The following is an 18,155-nucleotide window of genomic DNA, read 5'->3' as shown; positions in this document are numbered from 1 at the left end:
TAGGCAGTGGCGAAGGTGTTCGATGCCTCCGGCGGGGGCCTCGGCTTCGGGATGATGGCCGACCGTAAGGTCAGCGCCCTGTTCGACGCCCCCTGACCCGCGCGGACCGGGCATGCTCCCCCGCGCGGGGAACCGGGGAGAGCAGGACCGGCACGGGCCTGCCGGCGCGCTCCCCGCGCGCGGGAATCGTGCTCATTGGCCAGATGGACGAATAACCCGCCCGTCTTAGGTAGCGGCGGACGAATTGCCTGCCCCCTCCCTTGTCATACCGTTGCGGCAAACATCCCCGGAGGGTTGGTACGTGTCCGTTGATCTTCATCACTGCGCCGTGGTCGCCGACGACCCGCTGACCGAGGACGACCTCGTCGAGATCCTCGGCCGCGACGCGCTCCGGCCGTTCCGCGCGGAGCCGGGGCGGTCGCGGTGAACTTCGGCCTGATGCTCCAGGACCTTGAGGAGCTCGTCGTCTGCGAGTCGTTCTCCGCCGACCACCAGGCCGTGGCCCGCAGCGCCGACGTGGTCGCCGGCCAGGGGTTCAGACGGCTCGGCGCGCACCCGGAGACGATCGTGATCGACGGGGTCAGCCACCTGCGGTGGACCTTCGGCACGCCCCGGGTGCTGCTGCTCGGCCACCATGACACCGTCTGGCCGATCGGCTCGCTTCGCGAGCACCCCTGGTCGGTGGCGGACGGGGTCGCCCGCGGACCGGGCGTCTTCGACATGAAGGCCGGGCTGGTGCAGATATTCCACGCGCTGGCGGCTCTGCCCTCCCTTGACGGGGTGTGCGTGCTGGTCACCGGGGACGAGGAGCTCGGCGCCCCCACCTCCCGCGCGCTGATCGAGGGCGCGGCGCGCGGGTGCGCGGCGGCGTTCGTGACGGAGGCGTCCGCCGACGGCGGCGCGCTCAAGACGGCCCGCAAGGGCATGTCCGCCTACCAGATCACCGTCCACGGGAGGGCCGCGCACGCGGGCCTCGAACCACAGGCGGGCGCCAACGCCGCCGTCGAGCTGGCCCACCAGATCATCGCGCTCGGCGCGATGGGCGACGGCGCGACCACGGTCACCCCGACCGTGCTGTCCGGCGGGACGACGACCAACACCGTGCCCGCGCTGGCCTCGGTGTCGGTGGACGTGCGGGTCCCCACCTCCGAGAGGCAGAAGCTGGTGGACGAGCAGGTGCGGGCCCTGACCTCCCGCCTCGCGGGGACACGGCTGCTGGTGAGCGGAGGACCGAACCGGCCGCCGCTGGAGGCCGCCTCCTCGGCGCGCCTGTTCGAGCTGGCGTGCCGGATCGCCGAGGATCTTGGCATGCCGCCGTTGCGAGGCGTGGCCGTGGGAGGCGTCTCCGACGGCAACCTCACCGCGGGCGTCGGGTGTCCCACGCTCGACGGGCTGGGCGCCGTCGGCGGCGGCGCGCACGCGGCGCACGAGCACACGCTCGTCACGGAGATGCCCGGCCGTACGCGCCTGCTGACCGAACTGGTCCGGGCGGTGCTCGGATGAGCGGCGTCGTGCTGCGCGAGCTCCACTCCATCGAGGAGTTCGAAGCCGTCGTCCGGCTTTTCGACGACATCTGGCATCCCGATTCGGGCAACAGGCCCATCACCGTCGAGCTCTTGCGTGCGCTGTCGCACGCGGGCAACTACGTGGCCGCAGCCTACGAGGGCGACCGCCTGACCGGCGCCTCGGTCGGTTTCCTGGCGGCCCCGCCCGGGCGCGCGCTGCACTCCCACATCACCGGGGCGTCGAACGGCCGCGGGGTCGGCTTCGCGCTCAAGCTGCACCAGCGCGAGTGGGCGCTCAGCCGCGGCCTTGATCGGATCACCTGGACCTTCGACCCGCTGGTGCGCCGCAACGCCCACTTCAACCTGACCAAGCTCGGCGCGCGCCCCGAGGAGTACCTCCCGTCGTTCTACGGCGCCATGGAGGACGCGATCAACGCCGGGGACGAGTCGGACCGCATGCTCGCCATGTGGCGGCTGACCGAGCCGCACGTGCTGGCCGCCGTCCGGCGAGAGCCGTACACGCCGCGGGTTCCACCGGACGTTGCGGTCGGGCTGGCCGACCGCGACGGACGGCCGGTCCCCGGCCGCACCGACGCCGGGACGATCCTCGTGGCGGTGCCGGGCGACATCGAGACCCTGCGCCGCACCGACCTCGGCGCGGCCAGGGCGTGGCGGCTCGCCGTACGGGACGTGCTCGGCGGCCTCCTGGGAGAGGGCTGCCGGATCACCGGCTTCCACCGCAAGTCGTGCTACGTCGTGGAACGCGCGGTCTGATATCCCGGAGACAGGCGGACCGGCCCCGGCCGAACCGGCGGGAGGAGCCACGCGGACCGCACACAGTTCTGGAGCAGCCGCCCGGCCGGCGGCGTATCGGAGGGAGACGCGGCGAGAGGCCGCACACATCATGAAGATCACTGGAATCGAACTGCGGCGGATCGCGATGCCGCTGGTGGCGCCGTTCCGTACCTCGTTCGGCACCGAGACCGAACGCGACGTGCTGCTCGTGCGGGTCGTCACGCCCGACTCCGAGGGCTGGGGCGAGTGCGTGGCCATGTCGGAGCCGCTCTACTCCTCCGAGTACGTCGACGGCGCCGCCGAGGTGCTGCGCCGCTTCCTCATCCCCGCCCTGCCCGCCAACACCGACGCCTACGGAGCGAACCGGGCCATGGCGCCGTTCAAGGGCCACCGGATGGCCAAGGCCGCGCTGGAGACGGCCGTCCTGGACGCCCAGCTCCGCGCGGGCGGCCAGCCGCTCGCCTCCTTCCTCGGCGCAGCCAGGGACCGGGTCCCCTGCGGGGTGTCGGTGGGAATCATGAACTCCATCCCCGAACTGCTCGACGCCGTCGAGGGCTACCTGTCCGAGGGCTACATCCGGATCAAGCTGAAGATCGAGCCCGGCTGGGACCTCGAGCCCGTACGCGCCGTGCGCGAGCGCTTCGGGCCCGACGTGCCGCTCCAGGTCGACGCCAACGCCGCCTACACCCTGGCCGACGCCCCCCACCTGGCCAAGCTCGACGCCTTCGACCTGCTGCTCATCGAGCAGCCGCTGGCCAACGACGACATGGTCCAGCACGCCGCGCTCGCCCGTAAGATCACCACGCCGATCTGCCTGGACGAGTCGATCGAGTCGGCCGAGCACGCCGCCGCCGCGATCACCCTCGGCGCCTGCTCGATCATCAACGTCAAGCCCGGCCGCATCGGCGGCTACCTGGAGGCCCGCCGCATCCACGACCTGGCCCGCGCCCACGGCGTCGCCCTGTGGTGCGGCGGCATGCTGGAGACGGGCATCGGCCGCGCCGCCAACGTCGCCCTGGCCGCCCTGCCCGGTTTCACCCTGCCCGGCGACACCTCCGCCTCACGCCGCTACTACACCACCGACATCACCCCGCCGTTCGAGCTGAGCGACGGCCACCTCGACGTCCCCACGGGCCCTGGCATCGGCGTCGACCCCGTACCGGACATCCTCGAAGAGGTCACCACCTCCACCGAGTGGATCAGCACGTAGAAGCCGCCCCGGGCCGTCGTCGCACTCCCGGTCCGCCGAACCTCCGGCGGACCGCGGGGAACCTTCGGGCCGAACACCCCCGGCAGCCCGGCCTTGGGACTCCAGGACCGGCCGCCGGGGAACTCGCGAGCGGAGTGGCCTTTCGACGGCGCCTCAGCTTCGGCCGACCGAGGTGGTGGGCACGCCCAGGGACGGTGAGGGCCCGGACGAGAACGGGCCGCTCACCGGATCAGAACCGGTAGCGGACGATGCCGCCGATGCGGTGCAGGAAGTAGATGCGATTCATGACCGCCAGCGCCGCGCGGTAGCCGGCGGGGAGGCGGGACACCTCCGGGACGTCCGAGTAGAAGGTCTGATCCACCAGACGCAGCCGGGGGACGTCGGCGGTCAGGTCGCCGGGGTCGTCGATTCCCCAGCGCAGCGTGGCGCCGGTCGCGCGGATCGCCGGTTCCAGGCGGCCGAGCTTGACGGCGAGGCGGCTCAGCGCGTCGAACATGATCTCGCCGGAGGGGAACCTGGCGGTGACGCCGCGTAGCAGGTCGTACACCTCGCTCGCGGTGAGGTACATCGTCAGGCCCTCGGCGACGACGAGCACGGGGCCGTCCGCCGGGACCCGGTCGAGCCAGGCCGGGTCGGTGGCGGGCAGGCCGATCATCGTGTAGCCGGGCCGGGGCGGGAAGAGGTGCGCGCGCAGCTCGATGACGTCGGGGAAGTCGACGTCGAACCACCGGACGGTCGGCGCCGGGTCGAGGCGGTACACGCGGGTGTCCAGGCCGCAGGCCAGGTGGATCACGGTCGCGTCCGGCGTCTCGGCGAGGTGGGCTGCGACGAGGCGGTCGATGGTCCTGACGCGGATCGCCACGCTCAACGCGTCGATCGGGCGCATCCTGAGCTTGCGGAAGTCGTAGTCGATGCGCTCGACGGCCTGTTCGGCGAGCGGGTCGCGCAACACGGGATCGGCGGACCGGCTGTGCACCGCCCGCCCGTAGAGCGTCGCGAGCAGCGTCGCCTTGTCCCCCGTGAGATCGACCTTCTCACGCGTCACGACTTCAATCTATTGCCACCTTCGCGACCGCCGGACCTTCGTACCGGCGGGCCCCCGTCGGCGTGACGAACCGGAGTCTGGTGGCCGCGGCTCGTCCCATCTGCCGGGTCAGACCGCCGGAACGGGGGAAGGCAGGCCGGGCGGCGAGACGAAGGAGGTCAGCGACGCCGGAAGCCAGAGGCGGGGACCGCCGTGCCGCAGCCGCAGGAGGAAGGCGAGCACCCCGGAGAGACCGGTGTTGAAGTCGGCGACGACCTGGTTTCCGGTCTCGTCGGGTGCCAGCATGCGACCGTCCCTGAGCACCGAGCGCAGGTGGATGCTCACGGCCAGGTCCTCGGCCCACTCGCGATACCGCTCGTCCCCGAACGCGCCGGCCAGATCGAGCAGGAACTCGCCGTCGCCCGCCAGCCCGTGGCACTGGGCGGTCCCGGCGTGCCAGCGGGAGCGGTGGATCGCGAGCGCCGCCCGCGATACCGCCTCGCGCAACCGGTCGTCCCCGGTCTGCTCCCACATGCGCACCAGGAAGGTGCCCACGCCGGAGGAGCCGCTGCACCAGTGGGTCATCCCCGCGCCGTTGTCCTCCCCGCTGGGCCAGTAGGCGGCCCCCCCGCTGACCTGGACCACGGAAAGCAGGGTCTCGGCCGCCTGGGAGGCCAGGTCGAGGCAGCCCGTGTCGCCGGTGGCGCGGGCCGTGGCCAGCAGGAAGGCCCCGACTCCGGCGACGCCGTGGGCGAAGCCGTAGTGGACGAGGCCGGCGAGCTCGGAGGCGAAGTCCCGCTCGATCGGCCACAGGATGCGCCCGTCATGACGGCGGGCGGCGGCGGTGACCGCGCGTGCGGCCTGGCGGGCCCGATCCAGGAACGTCTCGTCCCGTGTGGCCTCCCAGAACCGGAGCTGGGTGAGCCCGGCCCCGGACGTGCCGTGGCAGACGTCGGGGTTCGGCCAGGCGAGCGGGACGCGCCGGGCCAGGTCCCCGGCCAGGCCGACGATGTCGTCGTCGCCCAGCGCCTGCCCGGCCTCCAGCAGCGCCCAGGCGGTGCCCGACCGGCCGAAGTGCAGTCCCGGCAGGGCTCGCGGCTCGCGCGGCAGGTGGCGGGCGAGCCAGGCGGCCGCCGTCGCCATCGCGTCCCGCAGGGCCGGGTCCGGACGGACGTCATGGGCGCGGGTGAGGACGCCGAGCACCCCCGCGGCTCCGTGCTGGACGTTGAGCGGATCGGTGTCCGCGCCGAACCCGGCCGTCGCCCAGAGCCGGCCGGAGTCGCCTGGATCCATGGTGGCCAGCAGGTGCCCGGTCGCGTCCGTGATCATCCGGTCGAGGTCCGCGGTACCGGGACGCGCGGCCGGCGCGGCGCCGTCGCCCGCGTCCGCACCCTCACGCCCGTCGAGGAGGGCGCGTACGGTCTCGAGCCGCGGGCGCCGCGCCGGGTCCGGGTGCAACAGCGGGACGATGACCGGCGCCAGCCACCGGGCGACGGGGTTGGCTACGGCGAGGTGACGGAGCAGGGCGGCGGCGCGCTCCTGGTCCGGCCGGGTCGAAGGCTCGTCCTTCGCGAACAGGGGATCCGTCCCGCCTGCGAGGTAGAACAGGGTGGCCCCCAGGCTGTAGAGGTCGGCGTCCTGCGCGGGGGCGGCGCAGATCGGCTCCACGGCGACCTGCTCGGGTGCGGCGTACCCCAGGGTGTACGCCCGGAGGACCCGATCCCCCGGTCTGGCCAGCGTCTCCAGGTCGATCAGGCGCAGGCCGGCGTCATCCGTCACCATGATGTTGTTGGGGGTGAAGTCCCGCAGCACCAGCCCCTCGGCGTGCACGAGTTCGACCAGGTCGACCAGGCCCCGGGCGATCCGCCGCGCGGTGTCCGCCGGCGGCCCCCACCCCTCGCCCTCGTCAGGCTCGATGGCGTCCGGCACCCACTGCCGGAGTGTGACGCCCTGGATCGCCTCCTGCGCCAGGAACAGGTCGCCCTGCTGCTCGAACACCTCGACCAGGCGTGCCGTCGCACCGGAGTGCTGGAAGAGCTCAAGCATGCGCGCTTCATGCCGCCGGGCGTCGCGGATGTCGCTGCCGTCCATACGGGCCCCCGCGTGCGGGCGAGCCTGCTTGAGCACGACCTGGCGGCCCGTGGGTTCGTCGGTGGCCAGGTAGACACCGCCGCTGAAGGCGTGCCGGATGACCTCCCGCACCAGGTACCGGCCGTTGAGGAGGACCGGCTGCGGCGTCCCGCCCTCGGTGCCGGGCGCCGGGGCGGGGAGCCGCCCGGTGAACGGGTCCCGCGGCGCCCACCGCGGCGGGGAGAACCAGGCCTTGCGCTGATCCAGCGCGAGGCTCCCGTCGGGGGCGATGAGCATCGCCTCGTGAGCACCGTCGTTGCCCAGCATCGGCACCCCGCCGAACACCCCGTACCGGTAGTGGACGAGGCTACCCGGCCGGTAGGGCCGGTCGGACAGGATGCCGGGACCGGGCAGACCCACGGTCGCCCGGTGGAGTTCTTCGGCCAGGTCCCGCAACCGGTCTTCGCCGCCGCAGGGGTAGACCGTGATGAACTTGCCGCCCCCGCCCCGGTCGTAGGTGCCGGACACGAGCTGCTCGACCAGATCGAGGCTCCGGGCGAACTTGAACGCGGTTCCGTGGCGCAGGAGGATCGCGGCGCATCTGGCCAGCACCACCGGCGCCGACAGGGGTGTCGCCGAGATATGGAGCTTCCACCCCTGCACCTGGGGACGCCCGCCGGGCGGCCGCACGTGGCACCAGAACTCCTTGGGCTCCACGTGCCAGTCGTGCGCCCCCCGGCGGTCCAGCGCCGCCCGGACGCCGTCCACCAGCAGGTTCTCGTCGCCGCGCGCGACCCTCGGCGCCCGGCCGGCGTCCGTGACCTCGACATCCATGATCTGCTCCCCGCGTTGAAACGTCCCACAGCGACCGGACGCTCCCGGTTCGGCCCGCCTGCCCAGGGTGAGCGGTGCGAGGGCGCGGCGTCTTAGGGGCGAACCCGAATCCGGTCCCCGAAGATTTCGGGCGGTCAGGGCTCAGGGACAGCGGATCCGGGGCCGGCCCGAACGCTCGGTACGGCGAATTGCCGGGGTGGTGGGTTCGGGAGCGCCCCGTGGTCAACCCGTACCGGAGGAGGCGAGCATCGACTCAGTGGAGGAACGCGCGGGCGCGCCCGGACTGGCGTGGCCGACCGGGATGGTGGGAGAAGATGGCGAGAGGGACCGGCGTGAGCGATCAGAAGGCATCCAGCGCGCCACCGCGCGATCGGGACGCGCCCGCGGCCGCCGCCGGGACCCGGTTCAGCTTCCGCTTCGCAGGCGACGCGAACCGCGCCGCCTGCCTGGTGGAGGACGACGGCGATCGCCTCACGGTCGAGGCCTGGACGTTCCACGGGCGGGCCTCGTCGCGTCGGCTGCCCACGCGAGGGGGCGAGTCGATCGACACCCAGCCGGTGCCGGCCGGGGACGGGCGCGTGGTGCTCGTCCGCAACGCCCCCCGCGCGCACGAGGTCGTGGTCCTCACTCCGCACGGCGACTGCGGCGCCGTGGAGCGGGCTGTGCGGACGTTCGGCACCCAGGGGCTGCGCGCCTTCCCCGCGGCAGACCCCGGCACCCTCGCATGGCTGGTGTCCTTCGACGAAGACCGCTCGGTGATCCACCGGGTGAGCGCGCGCGAGCCGCACTGCGAATCGGTGATCGAGATTCCTGGCATGATCCTGGGCGGCGGGTGGCTGACGGAGGCCGGCGACCGGCTGGCGGTCAATCAGGTCGTGGACGGTGAGCGGCGTATCGCGGTGATCGATCTTCGCCGGCGCGTCCTCACGTCGCCGGCCGTCCGCGGCGCGGATGTCCTGCTGACCAGCCCGCGGCGCGGCGAGATGCTCGTCGTGACGCGGCAGGGTGAGCAGGCTCGGCTGGGTCTGCTGTCGCCCTCGGGTGGCGGGGTCCGGATTTGCGGGGAGCTGGACGAGGTCACCGGCGCGGTCTCGCCGCTGGCGTTCGACCCCGCCGGGCGCCTTCTGGCGTTGCGGGTCGCCGAGGGCGCGCGGACCCGGCTGGCCGTCCATGACGTCGACTCCGGCACGGTCGCCGACGTACCGGGACCCGAAGGGATGATCAGGGCCGCCGGGTGGGGCCAGGCCGGGCTGCGGGTGGTCTTCTCCTCGCCGGGCCATCCGACGGCCGTGGCCACCGTGACACGGCCTCCGGGCTCGGCCTGGCGGGTGGACGCGCCCGCCGACACCGGCACGGGCCGGTGCCAGGGGCGGCTGGAGCGGTTCGAGGGGCCGGCCGGTCCGATCGAGGCGGTCGTGTACGGCGATTGGCTGCGCAGCCCGCGCGTGCTGGTCGCGTTGCACGGAGGGCCGCAGGCCGCCTGGACTCTGGACTTCGATCCGGTGTTCCAGCACGTGGCCGGGACCGGTATCGCGATCATCGCGCCCAACCAGCGTGGCAGCACCGGCTACGGCGCGGACCACCGCGACGCGATCAATGGCCGCTGGGGCGGGCCCGATCTGTGCGACATCCGGGGTCTGCGCGCCACCGTGGCGGCACAGCGCGGCGTGGGGGCCGGTAACCGATGTTGTACGGCACGAGTTACGGCGCTTTCCTGGCCATGCTGGCCGCGGCCGCCGACCCCGCTGGCTGGTCGCGCTGCGTGGCCGTGTCGCCGTTCGTGTCCGGTCCGAGGCTTCACGCCGATGGTTCCGCGCCGATCCGTTCCCTGCTGGAGCGGCTGGACGGGTGCGCGGAGGTCGTGGACGAGCTGGGGCCGCGGGATCTGCTCCTTCTCGCGCCGCGGATCCGGGTGCCGGTGCTACTCGCCCACGGGACACGCGACGAGGTGATCCCGGTGGGCCATTCCCGGCTTCTCGCCCGGCGGTTGTCGTCGGCGGGTTCGGTCTACCGGGAGGTGCCCGACGCCGGGCACAGCCCGCTGAACGAGCGGGGCGGCAGCGCGCTGCTGGCCGAGATGGCCGATTTCCTGCTGACCGGCGATCCGGCGGAGCCCGGCCACGATCGTCCGCACACCGATCCTCTCTGATCATCCGTTTCTCACCCGAGGGACCAGCAATGCCGACACACGCGGCCCTTCACCGTCCCGCACTCACACGCCTGGCGCCGGCCGCCACCGCGGTCGTCGCGGTGGCGGCGGTGGCCGACACCGCGATCGCGCTGCTCCTGCCGGCTGTGGCGGCCCACGTCATCGATCAGGTGGTCGCCGCTCCCGGCTCTTTCTGGCTCGTCCTCGCCCTGTCCGGGCTGCTGGTGGCCGGGACGCTGACCGAGATGGGAAGCAGAGTCGCCGAGGTCGCGGTGACCACCCGCGTCGCCGTGGCGCTGCGCGACCGCCTGACCCGGCACGTCTTCGCGCTCGGCGTCCCGGGCACGCGACGCCACCCCACCGGAGATCTGGTGACGCGCCTGACCGGGAACTCCGCGACCGCCGCGACCCTCGTCCCCGGCCAGGTCAACGCCGCGGTGGCCGGTGCGACCTCCCTAGGCGGGCTGGTCGCCCTGTGGCTGGTCGACTGGCGGATGGGCGCGGTCTTCGTCGTCATGGTGATCCCGCTGCTGCTGGTGCTTCGGCTCCTACTGCGACGCGTCACCGTCAGCTACGGCGAGTACCTCGAACGGCAGGGGGACATCGCGGCCCGTCTCACCGACGCGCTCTCGGGCAGCAGGACCATCCGCGCCTGCGGCACCACCTGGCGGGAGATCCACCGCGTGCTCGAGCCGCTGCCCGGCCTGGCCAAGGCGGGGCTGGCGACATGGCAGGCACAGCGCAACACCTTCTGGCAGGTCGATCTGGCGCTGACCGCGCTCCGGGTCGCCGTGCTGATCGCCGCCGGCCTCGGGGTCGCCGACGGGCGGCTTTCGGCGGGACGGTTCCTGGAGGCCGCCCTCTACCTGTCCTACGCTCTCGGTTTCCTGGAGCAGGTCGACGGCCTGGTGCATCTGGCCGACGCCCGGGCGAACGCCGGCCGCGTCTTCGATGTGCTGTCCGCGCGCCCGCACCCGCGTCCACGCGGCGGAGCCGCCGCGATTGCCGGGATCCTCCCGCCCGGACCGGGAGCGCTGTCCTTCCGGCGGGTCTCGGTGCGGTATGGCGAGCGGACCGTGCTGCGCGCGGTCGACCTCGACATCCCGCCCGGCGCCGCGGTCGCGCTGGTGGGGCGGTCCGGGGCGGGCAAGACCACCCTGGCCCTGCTGGCCGGCCGGCTCGCCGATCCCGACGAGGGAGAGATCGTCCTCGACGGGGTTCGCGTGGACGCGATCGAGCTGCGGGCTCTGCGGCGCGAGGTCGCCTACGCCTTCGACCGCCCCGTACTGCTCGGCCGGACCGTCCGCGACGCCCTGGCCTACGGGCTCGAGAACACGAGCGACGCGCGGATCCTGCCCGCGGTCACGGTCGCGCACGCCGACGGTTTCCTGCGCCTGCTGCCCGAGGGGATCGACACCCCACTCGCGGCCACGCACCTGTCCGGCGGAGAGTTACAACGTCTCGGCCTGGCCCGCGCGGTGGCGCACGGAGGCCGTGTCCTGGTGCTGGACGACGCCACGTCCAGCCTCGACACGGTCACCGAGGCCCAGGTCACGCAGGCGCTCACCGAGGGACTGGCCGGCCGTACCCGGCTCGTGGTCGCCCACCGGGCGGCCACCGCGGCGCGCGCCGACCTGGTGGCCTGGCTGGACGAGGGGAGGATCCGCGCGCTCGCCCCCCATGCGCGCCTGTGGATGGAGGAGCCGGACTACCGGGCGGTGTTCGCCGCCGAGCCGCGATCGCACGAGAATGACCTCAACGAGGACACGCCATGAGCGCCAGACCGCCGGCGCGTCGCGCCCGCCGCCTGAACCGTCCCGGCCGCGCCCTGCTCCTCCGGGAACTGCGCCGGCGCCGGGGAACCCTGGCGCGCATCGCCCTGTGGTCGCTCGCGGAGTCGGTGCCGGCCCTGCTGTCCGGCCTCCTGATCTCCGCCGCGCTGGACCGCTTCCTGGCCCGCGACGTCACCGCCGGGGTCGCCGCCCTCACCCTCCTGCTGGTGGCCGCGGCGGCGGGGGCGGTGGCCACCTACCGCGTGCTCCCCATGCTCGCGGCGATCGTCGAGCCGGTGCGCGACGCGTTCGTCACCGCGGTGGTCGAGGGCGCCATCGCCACGTCGGTCCGCTCGGCGGCCCGCCCCGACGCCGCGCGCGTCGCCCAGCTCACCGAGCAGGTGCACACGGTGCGGAACATTCTGTTCGCTCTGCTGCGTTCGGCGCGCCAGGTCGTCTTCACCTCGTTGGCGGCGCTGATCGGGCTCGCTCTGATCGCCCCTCTGGCCGCACTGGTCACCGGCGCGTTGATGGGCGTCTCCCTGACGCTGTTCGCGCTGCTGCTGCGCCGCCTGGTCGGCCGGCAGAGGGCGGTGCTGCTGGCCGAGGAGGAGGTCGCGCGCCGGGGAGGGGAGGTCTTCGGCGGCCTGCGCGACGCGATCGCCTGCGCCGCGGAGGACCGGGCCGCCGGCGAGGTGGGCCACGCGGTCCAGGCCGAGGCGGCGGTCACCCGCGAGCTGGCCCGGACCACCGTTCTGCGAAGCCCGCTGGTGTTCCTCGGGGGGCAATTGCCCCTCGTGGTGCTCCTGGCGGCCGCCCCGTGGCTGTTGCGCGGAGGTCACCTCACCGTCGCGGAACTGGTCGGCGCGGCCACCTACCTGACGGTCCGCATCGAACCGGCTCTGCGCGGCCTGTTCGGCACGATGGGCGCCTGGGGCATCGAGCTGGTGGTCACCCTCGACCGCCTGGGAGAGGGATTCGCCGAGCCCGATCCTCTCCCCGAGGAGACCACTTCGGAGCCCTCCCGGTACGACCTGCGGATACGCGACCTCACCTTCGCCCACGGACCGCACGCGGCCGCGATCTTCCGGAGCTTGGACCTCACCGTCCCCGAAGGGGAGCACATCGCCGTCGTCGGGCCCAGCGGGATCGGCAAGTCGACGCTCGCCAACCTCCTCATCGGGCTGCTGTCACCACAGCACGGATCGGTCCACCTGGGCGGTGCCGACATCCAGGGGGGCGCGCGCGACCTGCGCCGCGTCCTGGCCCTCATCCCGCAGGAGGCGTACGTCTTCGCGGGAACCCTGCGCGACAACCTCACCTACCTGGCGCCGGACGCCACCGACCGCGACGTGGCCCGGGCCGCGCAGGCCGTTGGGCTGGGCCACGTCATCGAACACCTCGGCGGGCTGGGCGCGCGGGTCGGCGCGGGAGGCGCCGACCTGTCCGCGGGGGAGAAACAGCTCATCGCCCTTACCCGCGTCCACCTGTCACCAGCCAGGATCGTCATCCTCGACGAGGCCACCTCCAGCCTCGACCCGACGGCGGAGGCCCGTGCGGAGACCGCGTTCGCCGAGCGCGGGGGAACGCTCATCGTCATCGCGCACCGCATCAGCTCCGCCCGCAGGGCGGGGCGCATCATGCTCCTCGACGGACACGGTGTCGTCGTGGGCGGTCATGAAGAGCTGCTGAGCGCCTCTGCGCTCTACGCCGACCTCGTCGGCCACTGGGAAGAGGCGCCTCGGGGCACCCCGCAACCGGACCGCGTCTGAACATCCCACGCCGAACCGGCCGTACGCCCCGATCCGCCGTACGGCCGGTTCGGTGCCGCCCGGAGCCGGCGCCGTGAGGTCCGGTGCGCCCCTTCGCCGGCTGAAGCCGTGCCGGAAAAAGTGCACCGCGTCCCCGGTCCCGCCCGGTCTCGGAATCCGAGGCCGGGTGTCCTTTCGCGCCGGCCCCGCGAGAAATCCTGCCCGTGGTGGACCGCTTTCCGCGTTTCACGCCGAAAGCGGGCAGGTCCCCATTGTGAGTCCGCCCTCCCCCACGGAACGAGAATTCTTAGGGTATGAAAAGCGGTTTTAAGTAGGGTATCCGGTTAGTGGTTCACCTAATGCCTGACGCCGGGGCGAGCCGCAGAATGAATGCGTTGACCGGCGCGACCGCCTGAACCGCCCGGATGCTCGGCTTGTCCCGGCGAGCGCCCGGACCGCCCCGGACCACTCCCGGTCAGAAGTCCGAGCGCCTCGTCCCCGGCCGTGAGGCGACCGCCCCGTGTCACCGTGCCCGCCACCGGGCCACGCGAAGGCTTCCGGCACATGCTCCGTGCCGGAACGAACCCCGACATATCGAAGGGAGGTGCACCACCCATGAGCATCGACGTCAACTCCCTGCAGCTCCTGCCCGAGACGACCCGGAGGCCGGCCTGCTCCCCTGCGGCGCGAAGAGCTGCTTCTTCACCTGCCTCGTCACCTGCGGCAAGACCTACTAGGCCGCCCCGATACCGATCGACCGGACGAAGGGAGGTGAATGATGGAAATCGAGCTCAGCGCGTTGCAGGTGCTCCCCTCACGGGAATCCGAGCCCGGGCTGAAGCCCAGCAGCTGCGCCCGCACCTGCTCGTCCACCTGCTGGGTCACCTGCATTCTCACCAGCGCGTGACGCGGGCGAGAGGACGTCTCCGCACGTTGTCACCGATATCACCGGTGAGGTGCGTGGACGTGCCCCTCGGATGACCCTGTGAGACCAGCGGCGAATCGCGGGGCCGACGCGACCACGCTGGATAACGATGGGGGGGGGCGACACATCCGGTCCGCCGTGCCTGGCAGATGCCAGGGACGGCGGACCGGATGCGCGGCGGAGTGGTCCTGGACATGGTCCAGGTCATCGAAGCCGACCGCAGCGTATTCCCCGCCATGTTTTTTCACTCGGATTCGTAACCCAGGTTTGTTCACTCCGGCCCGGCGAGAAACGTCAAGATGAACTCGCCGGTCCTTTCATGGCGTTCCGCCTCCAGCCGCAGGCGACGCCCCGACCACCGGGCCTCACGCCATCGCCCCGGTGAGCCGCCGGGAAGGACGCGCGCCGGACCAGGCGCGCGGAATCCGTCAAATGGTAGTAATCACTACTCTAGGTCTCACTGTCCCCGTAGCCCACACTTGTACCTGTCGTGAGTCCTCGCACAGGTAGGAGAGTGACGTGATCGACAAGGACGTGAGACTCGGTGTCGACCTGGATGTGGCCAGAACGCCGGCACAAGCCGGCGCGCCCCGGTCGACGCGATCGTGATGGACATAGCCGCGCTGGCGCATCCGGAGATGCTGGACGCCGTGGCCAAGGGAGCCATGGCCGGTCTCGCCGGTCACTTCACCATGACGGTCGGTGACCCGGAGGCGGGCATCCACGCCCATGACGCCGTGATCGCGGAGGCGCGCCGGCAGGGATCGGTGGCCACCTTGGGATTGTCGCTGACACTGCGGGCGATGGGCCGGCTGAGGCGGGGAGACCTGACCGAGGCCGAAAGGGACCTGCGCGAGGCGCTGCGGTCGCACGGGAGCCGGCCGACGGGGCACACGCCGACCCTCGCGCGGGGACTCCTCGCCGAGGTCCACGTCGAGCAGGGGCGGATCGACGATGCCTCGGCGGTCCTCCAGGAAGCCTGCCTTCCGGCACGGTTGCCGCAGGCGGGGATCCTCCACTTCTGCCTTCACGCGCAGGCCAGGATCCTGGCCGCGCGCGGCGATCATGACCAGGCCTTGGACGCCGCGCTCGCGGCGGGCGAGAGATTCGCCGGTCATTACGGCGTCAACCCCGGGATCGTCGCGTGGCGTTCTCAGGCGGCCTTGTGCCTTCACGCGATGGGCGAGTCCGGCAGGGCGCTGGCGTACGCGCGGGAGGAGCTGGAGTTCGCCGAGCGCTGGGGGGCGCCGTACGCGATCGGGCGAGCCCTGCGGGTGGCCGGGCTGGTCGGACCGGCGGACACCGGCGTGACGCTGCTGGAACGCGGCGTCGAGGTGCTTCGCCGGTCCGGCGCACGGCTGGAACTCGCGCGCGCCCTGGTGGATCTGGGCGCGTGGCGGCGCCGGAGCGGAAACCTGGCGGAGGCCCGTGCGCTGCTCTTCGAGGGAATGGAGATCGCCCAGCGCTGTCACGCGTCTCCTCTCGTGAAGGCGGCGCGCAGCGAACTCGTCGCCGCCGGGACTCGTCCCAGGCGTGCCTATCTCACCGGTCCCGAGTCGCTCACTCCGAGCGAGGTGCGGGTCGTCGGGCTGGCCGCGGAAGGCCTGACCAACAGCCAGATCGCTCAGCGCCTCTATGTCACGATCAAAACCGTCGAGGTCCACCTCTCGAACGCCTACCACAAGCTGGGTGTCAGGCGTCGCCACCAGCTGCGCGACAAGCTGGCCACGAGCAACGGCTGAGAGGCCGGGGCCGCGAGACTTCCGCGCTACGCGGTTTCCGTCGTGCGGGCGCTGTCGCGGAGCTGCGCCACCGCGCGGGCGATGAGGTCGCCGCGGCGCCGGTCCTCACCGGCGTGGACGACGATGCGCCGCAGGACGGTGGGCCGGATCACGGGCCTGGCGACGAGTCCGCCGGAGAGTTCCGCGACGGCCAGGCGCGGCAGGACGGTGACTCCGATGCCCGTCTCCACCAGTCGCAGCGCCGCCCGGTGATCGTCCAAGCGGGCGGCGTAGCGGGGTGTGAATCCGGCGGCCCTGCACGCGCTCAGGATGATCTGCCCGATCGGGCTGTCGTAGATGTCGTGATCCACCCAGGGTTCGCCTTCGAGGTCCCGGAGAGCGACTTCGCGGGCATTGGCGAGCGGGTGCGCGTGCGGGAGCACGGCGACGAGCTCCTCGACGGTGAGTTCGTGACGCCGGTAGCCGTCCAGGTGCACTTCGGCTCCGTCGGCGGGCTCGGTTCGGATGTCGAGGTCCGGTTGCCGGCGGCCGCGCCCGTCGAGGGGTTCGTTGAGGCTGATCTCGACGGTGAGGTTCGGCCGGTACCGGCGAACGGTCCGCACGACATCGGGTATCCACCGCTCGACCGCGGAAGCGAAGCAGGCGATCGCCAGATGCTGCGCCTGACCGCCCCGCAGATCGGCGACCACGCGTTCGAGGCGTTCGAAGTCGGCGAGGAGCGGCTGGGCCTGATCTGCCAGGTGCCGTGCGGCATCGGTGGGGTCGATGCCGCGTCCTCGCTTCTCGAAGAGGATCAGCCCGGTTTCCTTCGCCAGAGCGGCCATGTGCTGGCTGATCGTCGCGGGCGAGTAGCTGAGGTTCCGTGCCGCCTTGTTGATCGACCCGGCCGCCAGGACCGCGCGCAGGATCGCGAGACGTTGCGGGTTGAGCATGGCACCAACCGTAAGGCAGAGCCGAATGGTCAGGGGCATTTGTTTGCTTGTTATAACTCTTACCGCCGATCGAAGATGGCATCTGGGCAAGACATCCGGCGTCTCGGACGCGGGCAGAGAGGGTTGGCGATGGACACGACGTTTTGGGACGAGGCGGACCGCCTGCTGATCCGCTACGGATCGGGCTTCACCCCGCGGGTCATAGAACGCGCCTCTGGCGCGTATGTCTTCGATCGCCAGGGCGCACCGATTCTCGACTTCACCTCAGGGCAGATGAGTTCCATCCTCGGCCACGCGCACCCGGACATCGTGGCGACGGTCTCGTCCGCGGTCGCGTCGCTGGACCACCTCTACAGCGGCATGCTCAGCGCTCCGGTGGTGGAGTTCGCCGGCAGGCTCACCGCGACCCTGCCCCCCACGCTGGGCAAGACGTTGCTGCTCACCACGGGGGCCGAGGCGAACGAGGCCGCGATCAAGATGGCCAAGCTCTCCACCGGCCGCTATGAGATCGTCTCCTTCGACCGCTCCTGGCATGGAATGACGCAAGGGGCGGCCTCCGCGACCTTCTCGGCCGGGCGGCGCGGCTACGGTCCGCCCGCACCGGGGAACCTCGTCCTGCCCACGCCGAACGCCTACCGTTCGCCGTTCCGGTCCTCGGACGGGTCCCACGACTGGGAGGCCGAGCTCGCCTACGGCTTCGCTCTGGTCGACCAGCAGTCCGCCGGGAGTCTCGCCGCCTGCCTCATCGAGCCCATCCTGTCCTCGGGTGGGCTCATCGATCTGCCGCCCGGGTATCTACGTCGCCTCAAAGAGATGTGCGACGAGCGCGGGATGCTGCTCATCCTCGACGAGGCGCAGACCGGTCTCGGCCGTACCGGGACGATGTACGCGTTCGAGCGTGACGGGGTCACCCCGGACATCCTGACGTTGTCGAAGACCCTCGGAGCCGGGTTGCCCGTGGCGGCCGTCGTCACGACGGCCGAGATCGAGCAGGTCTGCCACGACCGGGGGTTCCTCTTCTACACCACGCACGTCTCCGACCCGCTGGCGGCCGCCGTCGCGCTGACGGTCCTTGACGTCATCCACCGCGAGAACCTGGTCGAGCGTGCCGCGAAGCTGGGCGATCAGCTCACCGAGCGACTGCTGGCGCTTCGCGACGGCTACGACGTCGTCGGTGACATCCGCGGCCGTGGCCTGCTCCAAGGTGTCGAGCTCGTGAGGGACAAGAAGAGCAAGGCGCCCGCCGACGCGCTGGGCAGCGCGGTCACCTCGGCCTGCCTCGAACGGGGCCTGCACATGAACATCGTCCAGCTACCGGGCATGGGCGGCATCTTCCGCATAGCCCCGCCTCTCACGATCAGCGACGACGAGCTGCACACCGGCGTGGACATCCTCGAGGCGTCTCTCAGGGCCGTGCTCGACGACGCCGCCCGATGACGTGAACGT

At 72.1% G+C, this 18,155-nt stretch carries 13 protein-coding genes and 1 pseudogene; 11 read left to right on the top strand and 3 right to left on the bottom strand.

From position 1 onward, the window contains the following. The first annotated feature begins 301 nt into the window (after positions 1-301). The 4 genes from AB0H21_RS10705 (at position 302) to menC (ending at position 3,510) form a co-directional block, all read left to right on the top strand. Positions 302-427: a hypothetical protein gene (locus AB0H21_RS10705; RefSeq protein WP_358514392.1), complete on the top strand. Its 126-nt coding sequence runs from the start codon at positions 302-304 to the stop codon at positions 425-427. Then, positions 424-1,503: a M20 family metallopeptidase gene (locus AB0H21_RS10700; protein ID WP_358514390.1), complete on the top strand. Its 1,080-nt coding sequence runs from the start codon at positions 424-426 to the stop codon at positions 1,501-1,503. The genes AB0H21_RS10705 and AB0H21_RS10700 overlap by 4 nt, the downstream gene beginning before the upstream one ends. Further along, positions 1,500-2,279, top strand: a complete 780-nt coding sequence (locus AB0H21_RS10695; RefSeq protein WP_358514388.1) for a GNAT family N-acetyltransferase — start codon at positions 1,500-1,502, stop codon at positions 2,277-2,279. The genes AB0H21_RS10700 and AB0H21_RS10695 overlap by 4 nt, the downstream gene beginning before the upstream one ends. A 130-nt stretch (positions 2,280-2,409) precedes the next feature. Further along, positions 2,410-3,510, top strand: coding sequence for an o-succinylbenzoate synthase (menC, locus tag AB0H21_RS10690; protein WP_358514386.1), 1,101 nt, complete (start codon positions 2,410-2,412; stop codon positions 3,508-3,510). A gap of 229 nt (positions 3,511-3,739) precedes the next feature. Here menC and AB0H21_RS10685 read toward each other — a convergent pair whose 3' ends face one another. Then, the gene (locus AB0H21_RS10685) at positions 3,740-4,555 is read right to left on the bottom strand and encodes a class I SAM-dependent methyltransferase (protein WP_358514385.1); all 816 of its coding nucleotides are present in this window, start codon (positions 4,553-4,555) and stop codon (positions 3,740-3,742) included. 108 nt (positions 4,556-4,663) lie between these two features. Next, positions 4,664-7,438, bottom strand: coding sequence for a class IV lanthionine synthetase LanL (gene lanL / locus AB0H21_RS10680; RefSeq protein WP_358514383.1), 2,775 nt, complete (start codon positions 7,436-7,438; stop codon positions 4,664-4,666). A 314-nt stretch (positions 7,439-7,752) separates the two neighbouring features. On the opposite strand from lanL, the pseudogene AB0H21_RS10675 reads away from it, so the two are divergent. From AB0H21_RS10675 to AB0H21_RS10650, 6 genes and pseudogenes are all read left to right on the top strand, one after another. Then, a pseudogene (locus AB0H21_RS10675) lies at positions 7,753-9,108 on the top strand (prolyl oligopeptidase family serine peptidase); the annotation flags it as partial. A gap of 14 nt (positions 9,109-9,122) precedes the next feature. Beyond that, positions 9,123-9,587 carry an alpha/beta hydrolase gene (locus tag AB0H21_RS10670; RefSeq protein ID WP_358514381.1) on the top strand — a complete coding sequence of 155 codons (465 nt, stop codon included), beginning with the start codon at positions 9,123-9,125 and terminating at the stop codon, positions 9,585-9,587. Between the two features lie 29 nt (positions 9,588-9,616). Next, on the top strand, positions 9,617-11,362 hold the full coding sequence (locus AB0H21_RS10665) for an ABC transporter ATP-binding protein (protein WP_358514379.1): 1,746 nt from the start codon (positions 9,617-9,619) through the stop codon (positions 11,360-11,362). Next, the gene (locus AB0H21_RS10660; RefSeq protein ID WP_358514377.1) at positions 11,359-13,131 is read left to right on the top strand and encodes an ABC transporter ATP-binding protein; all 1,773 of its coding nucleotides are present in this window, start codon (positions 11,359-11,361) and stop codon (positions 13,129-13,131) included. Before AB0H21_RS10665 ends, AB0H21_RS10660 begins: the two co-directional genes overlap by 4 nt. A gap of 754 nt (positions 13,132-13,885) precedes the next feature. Further along, complete coding sequence (locus tag AB0H21_RS10655) at positions 13,886-14,017, top strand: hypothetical protein (protein ID WP_358514375.1); 132 nt, start codon at positions 13,886-13,888, stop codon at positions 14,015-14,017. A 626-nt stretch (positions 14,018-14,643) separates the two neighbouring features. Beyond that, positions 14,644-15,777 carry a LuxR C-terminal-related transcriptional regulator gene (locus AB0H21_RS10650; RefSeq protein WP_358515395.1) on the top strand — a complete coding sequence of 378 codons (1,134 nt, stop codon included), beginning with the start codon at positions 14,644-14,646 and terminating at the stop codon, positions 15,775-15,777. 26 nt (positions 15,778-15,803) lie between these two features. Here the strand turns inward: AB0H21_RS10650 and AB0H21_RS10645 are convergent, their stop codons facing one another. Beyond that, entirely contained in the window at positions 15,804-16,709 is a 906-nt protein-coding gene (locus AB0H21_RS10645) for a LysR substrate-binding domain-containing protein (protein WP_358514373.1), read from the bottom strand. Between the two features lie 129 nt (positions 16,710-16,838). Between AB0H21_RS10645 and AB0H21_RS10640 the strand changes: the two genes are divergently transcribed. Beyond that, a complete protein-coding gene (locus AB0H21_RS10640) occupies positions 16,839-18,146 on the top strand; it encodes an aspartate aminotransferase family protein (RefSeq protein ID WP_358514371.1) in 1,308 nt (435 codons plus the stop codon). The last annotated feature ends 9 nt before the right edge of the window (positions 18,147-18,155 follow it).

This window comes from Sphaerisporangium sp. NPDC051011, assembly GCF_040653595.1.
GTDB lineage: Bacteria > Actinomycetota > Actinomycetes > Streptosporangiales > Streptosporangiaceae > Sphaerisporangium.
Note: the sequence above shows the minus strand (reverse complement) of the source record. Positions and strands in the feature narration are given on the sequence as shown.

Coding starts and splice junctions, on each gene's coding strand:
- AB0H21_RS10695 (WP_358514388.1), top strand. CDS start 1,500: ATGAGCGGCGTCGTGCTGCGCGAGCTCCACTCCATCGAGGAGTTCGAA.
- menC (WP_358514386.1), top strand. CDS start 2,410: ATGAAGATCACTGGAATCGAACTGCGGCGGATCGCGATGCCGCTGGTG.
- lanL (WP_358514383.1), bottom strand. CDS start 7,438: ATGGATGTCGAGGTCACGGACGCCGGCCGGGCGCCGAGGGTCGCGCGC.
- AB0H21_RS10670 (WP_358514381.1), top strand. CDS start 9,123: ATGTTGTACGGCACGAGTTACGGCGCTTTCCTGGCCATGCTGGCCGCG.
- AB0H21_RS10665 (WP_358514379.1), top strand. CDS start 9,617: ATGCCGACACACGCGGCCCTTCACCGTCCCGCACTCACACGCCTGGCG.
- AB0H21_RS10660 (WP_358514377.1), top strand. CDS start 11,359: ATGAGCGCCAGACCGCCGGCGCGTCGCGCCCGCCGCCTGAACCGTCCC.
- AB0H21_RS10655 (WP_358514375.1), top strand. CDS start 13,886: ATGATGGAAATCGAGCTCAGCGCGTTGCAGGTGCTCCCCTCACGGGAA.
- AB0H21_RS10650 (WP_358515395.1), top strand. CDS start 14,644: ATGGACATAGCCGCGCTGGCGCATCCGGAGATGCTGGACGCCGTGGCC.
- AB0H21_RS10645 (WP_358514373.1), bottom strand. CDS start 16,709: ATGCTCAACCCGCAACGTCTCGCGATCCTGCGCGCGGTCCTGGCGGCC.
- AB0H21_RS10640 (WP_358514371.1), top strand. CDS start 16,839: ATGGACACGACGTTTTGGGACGAGGCGGACCGCCTGCTGATCCGCTAC.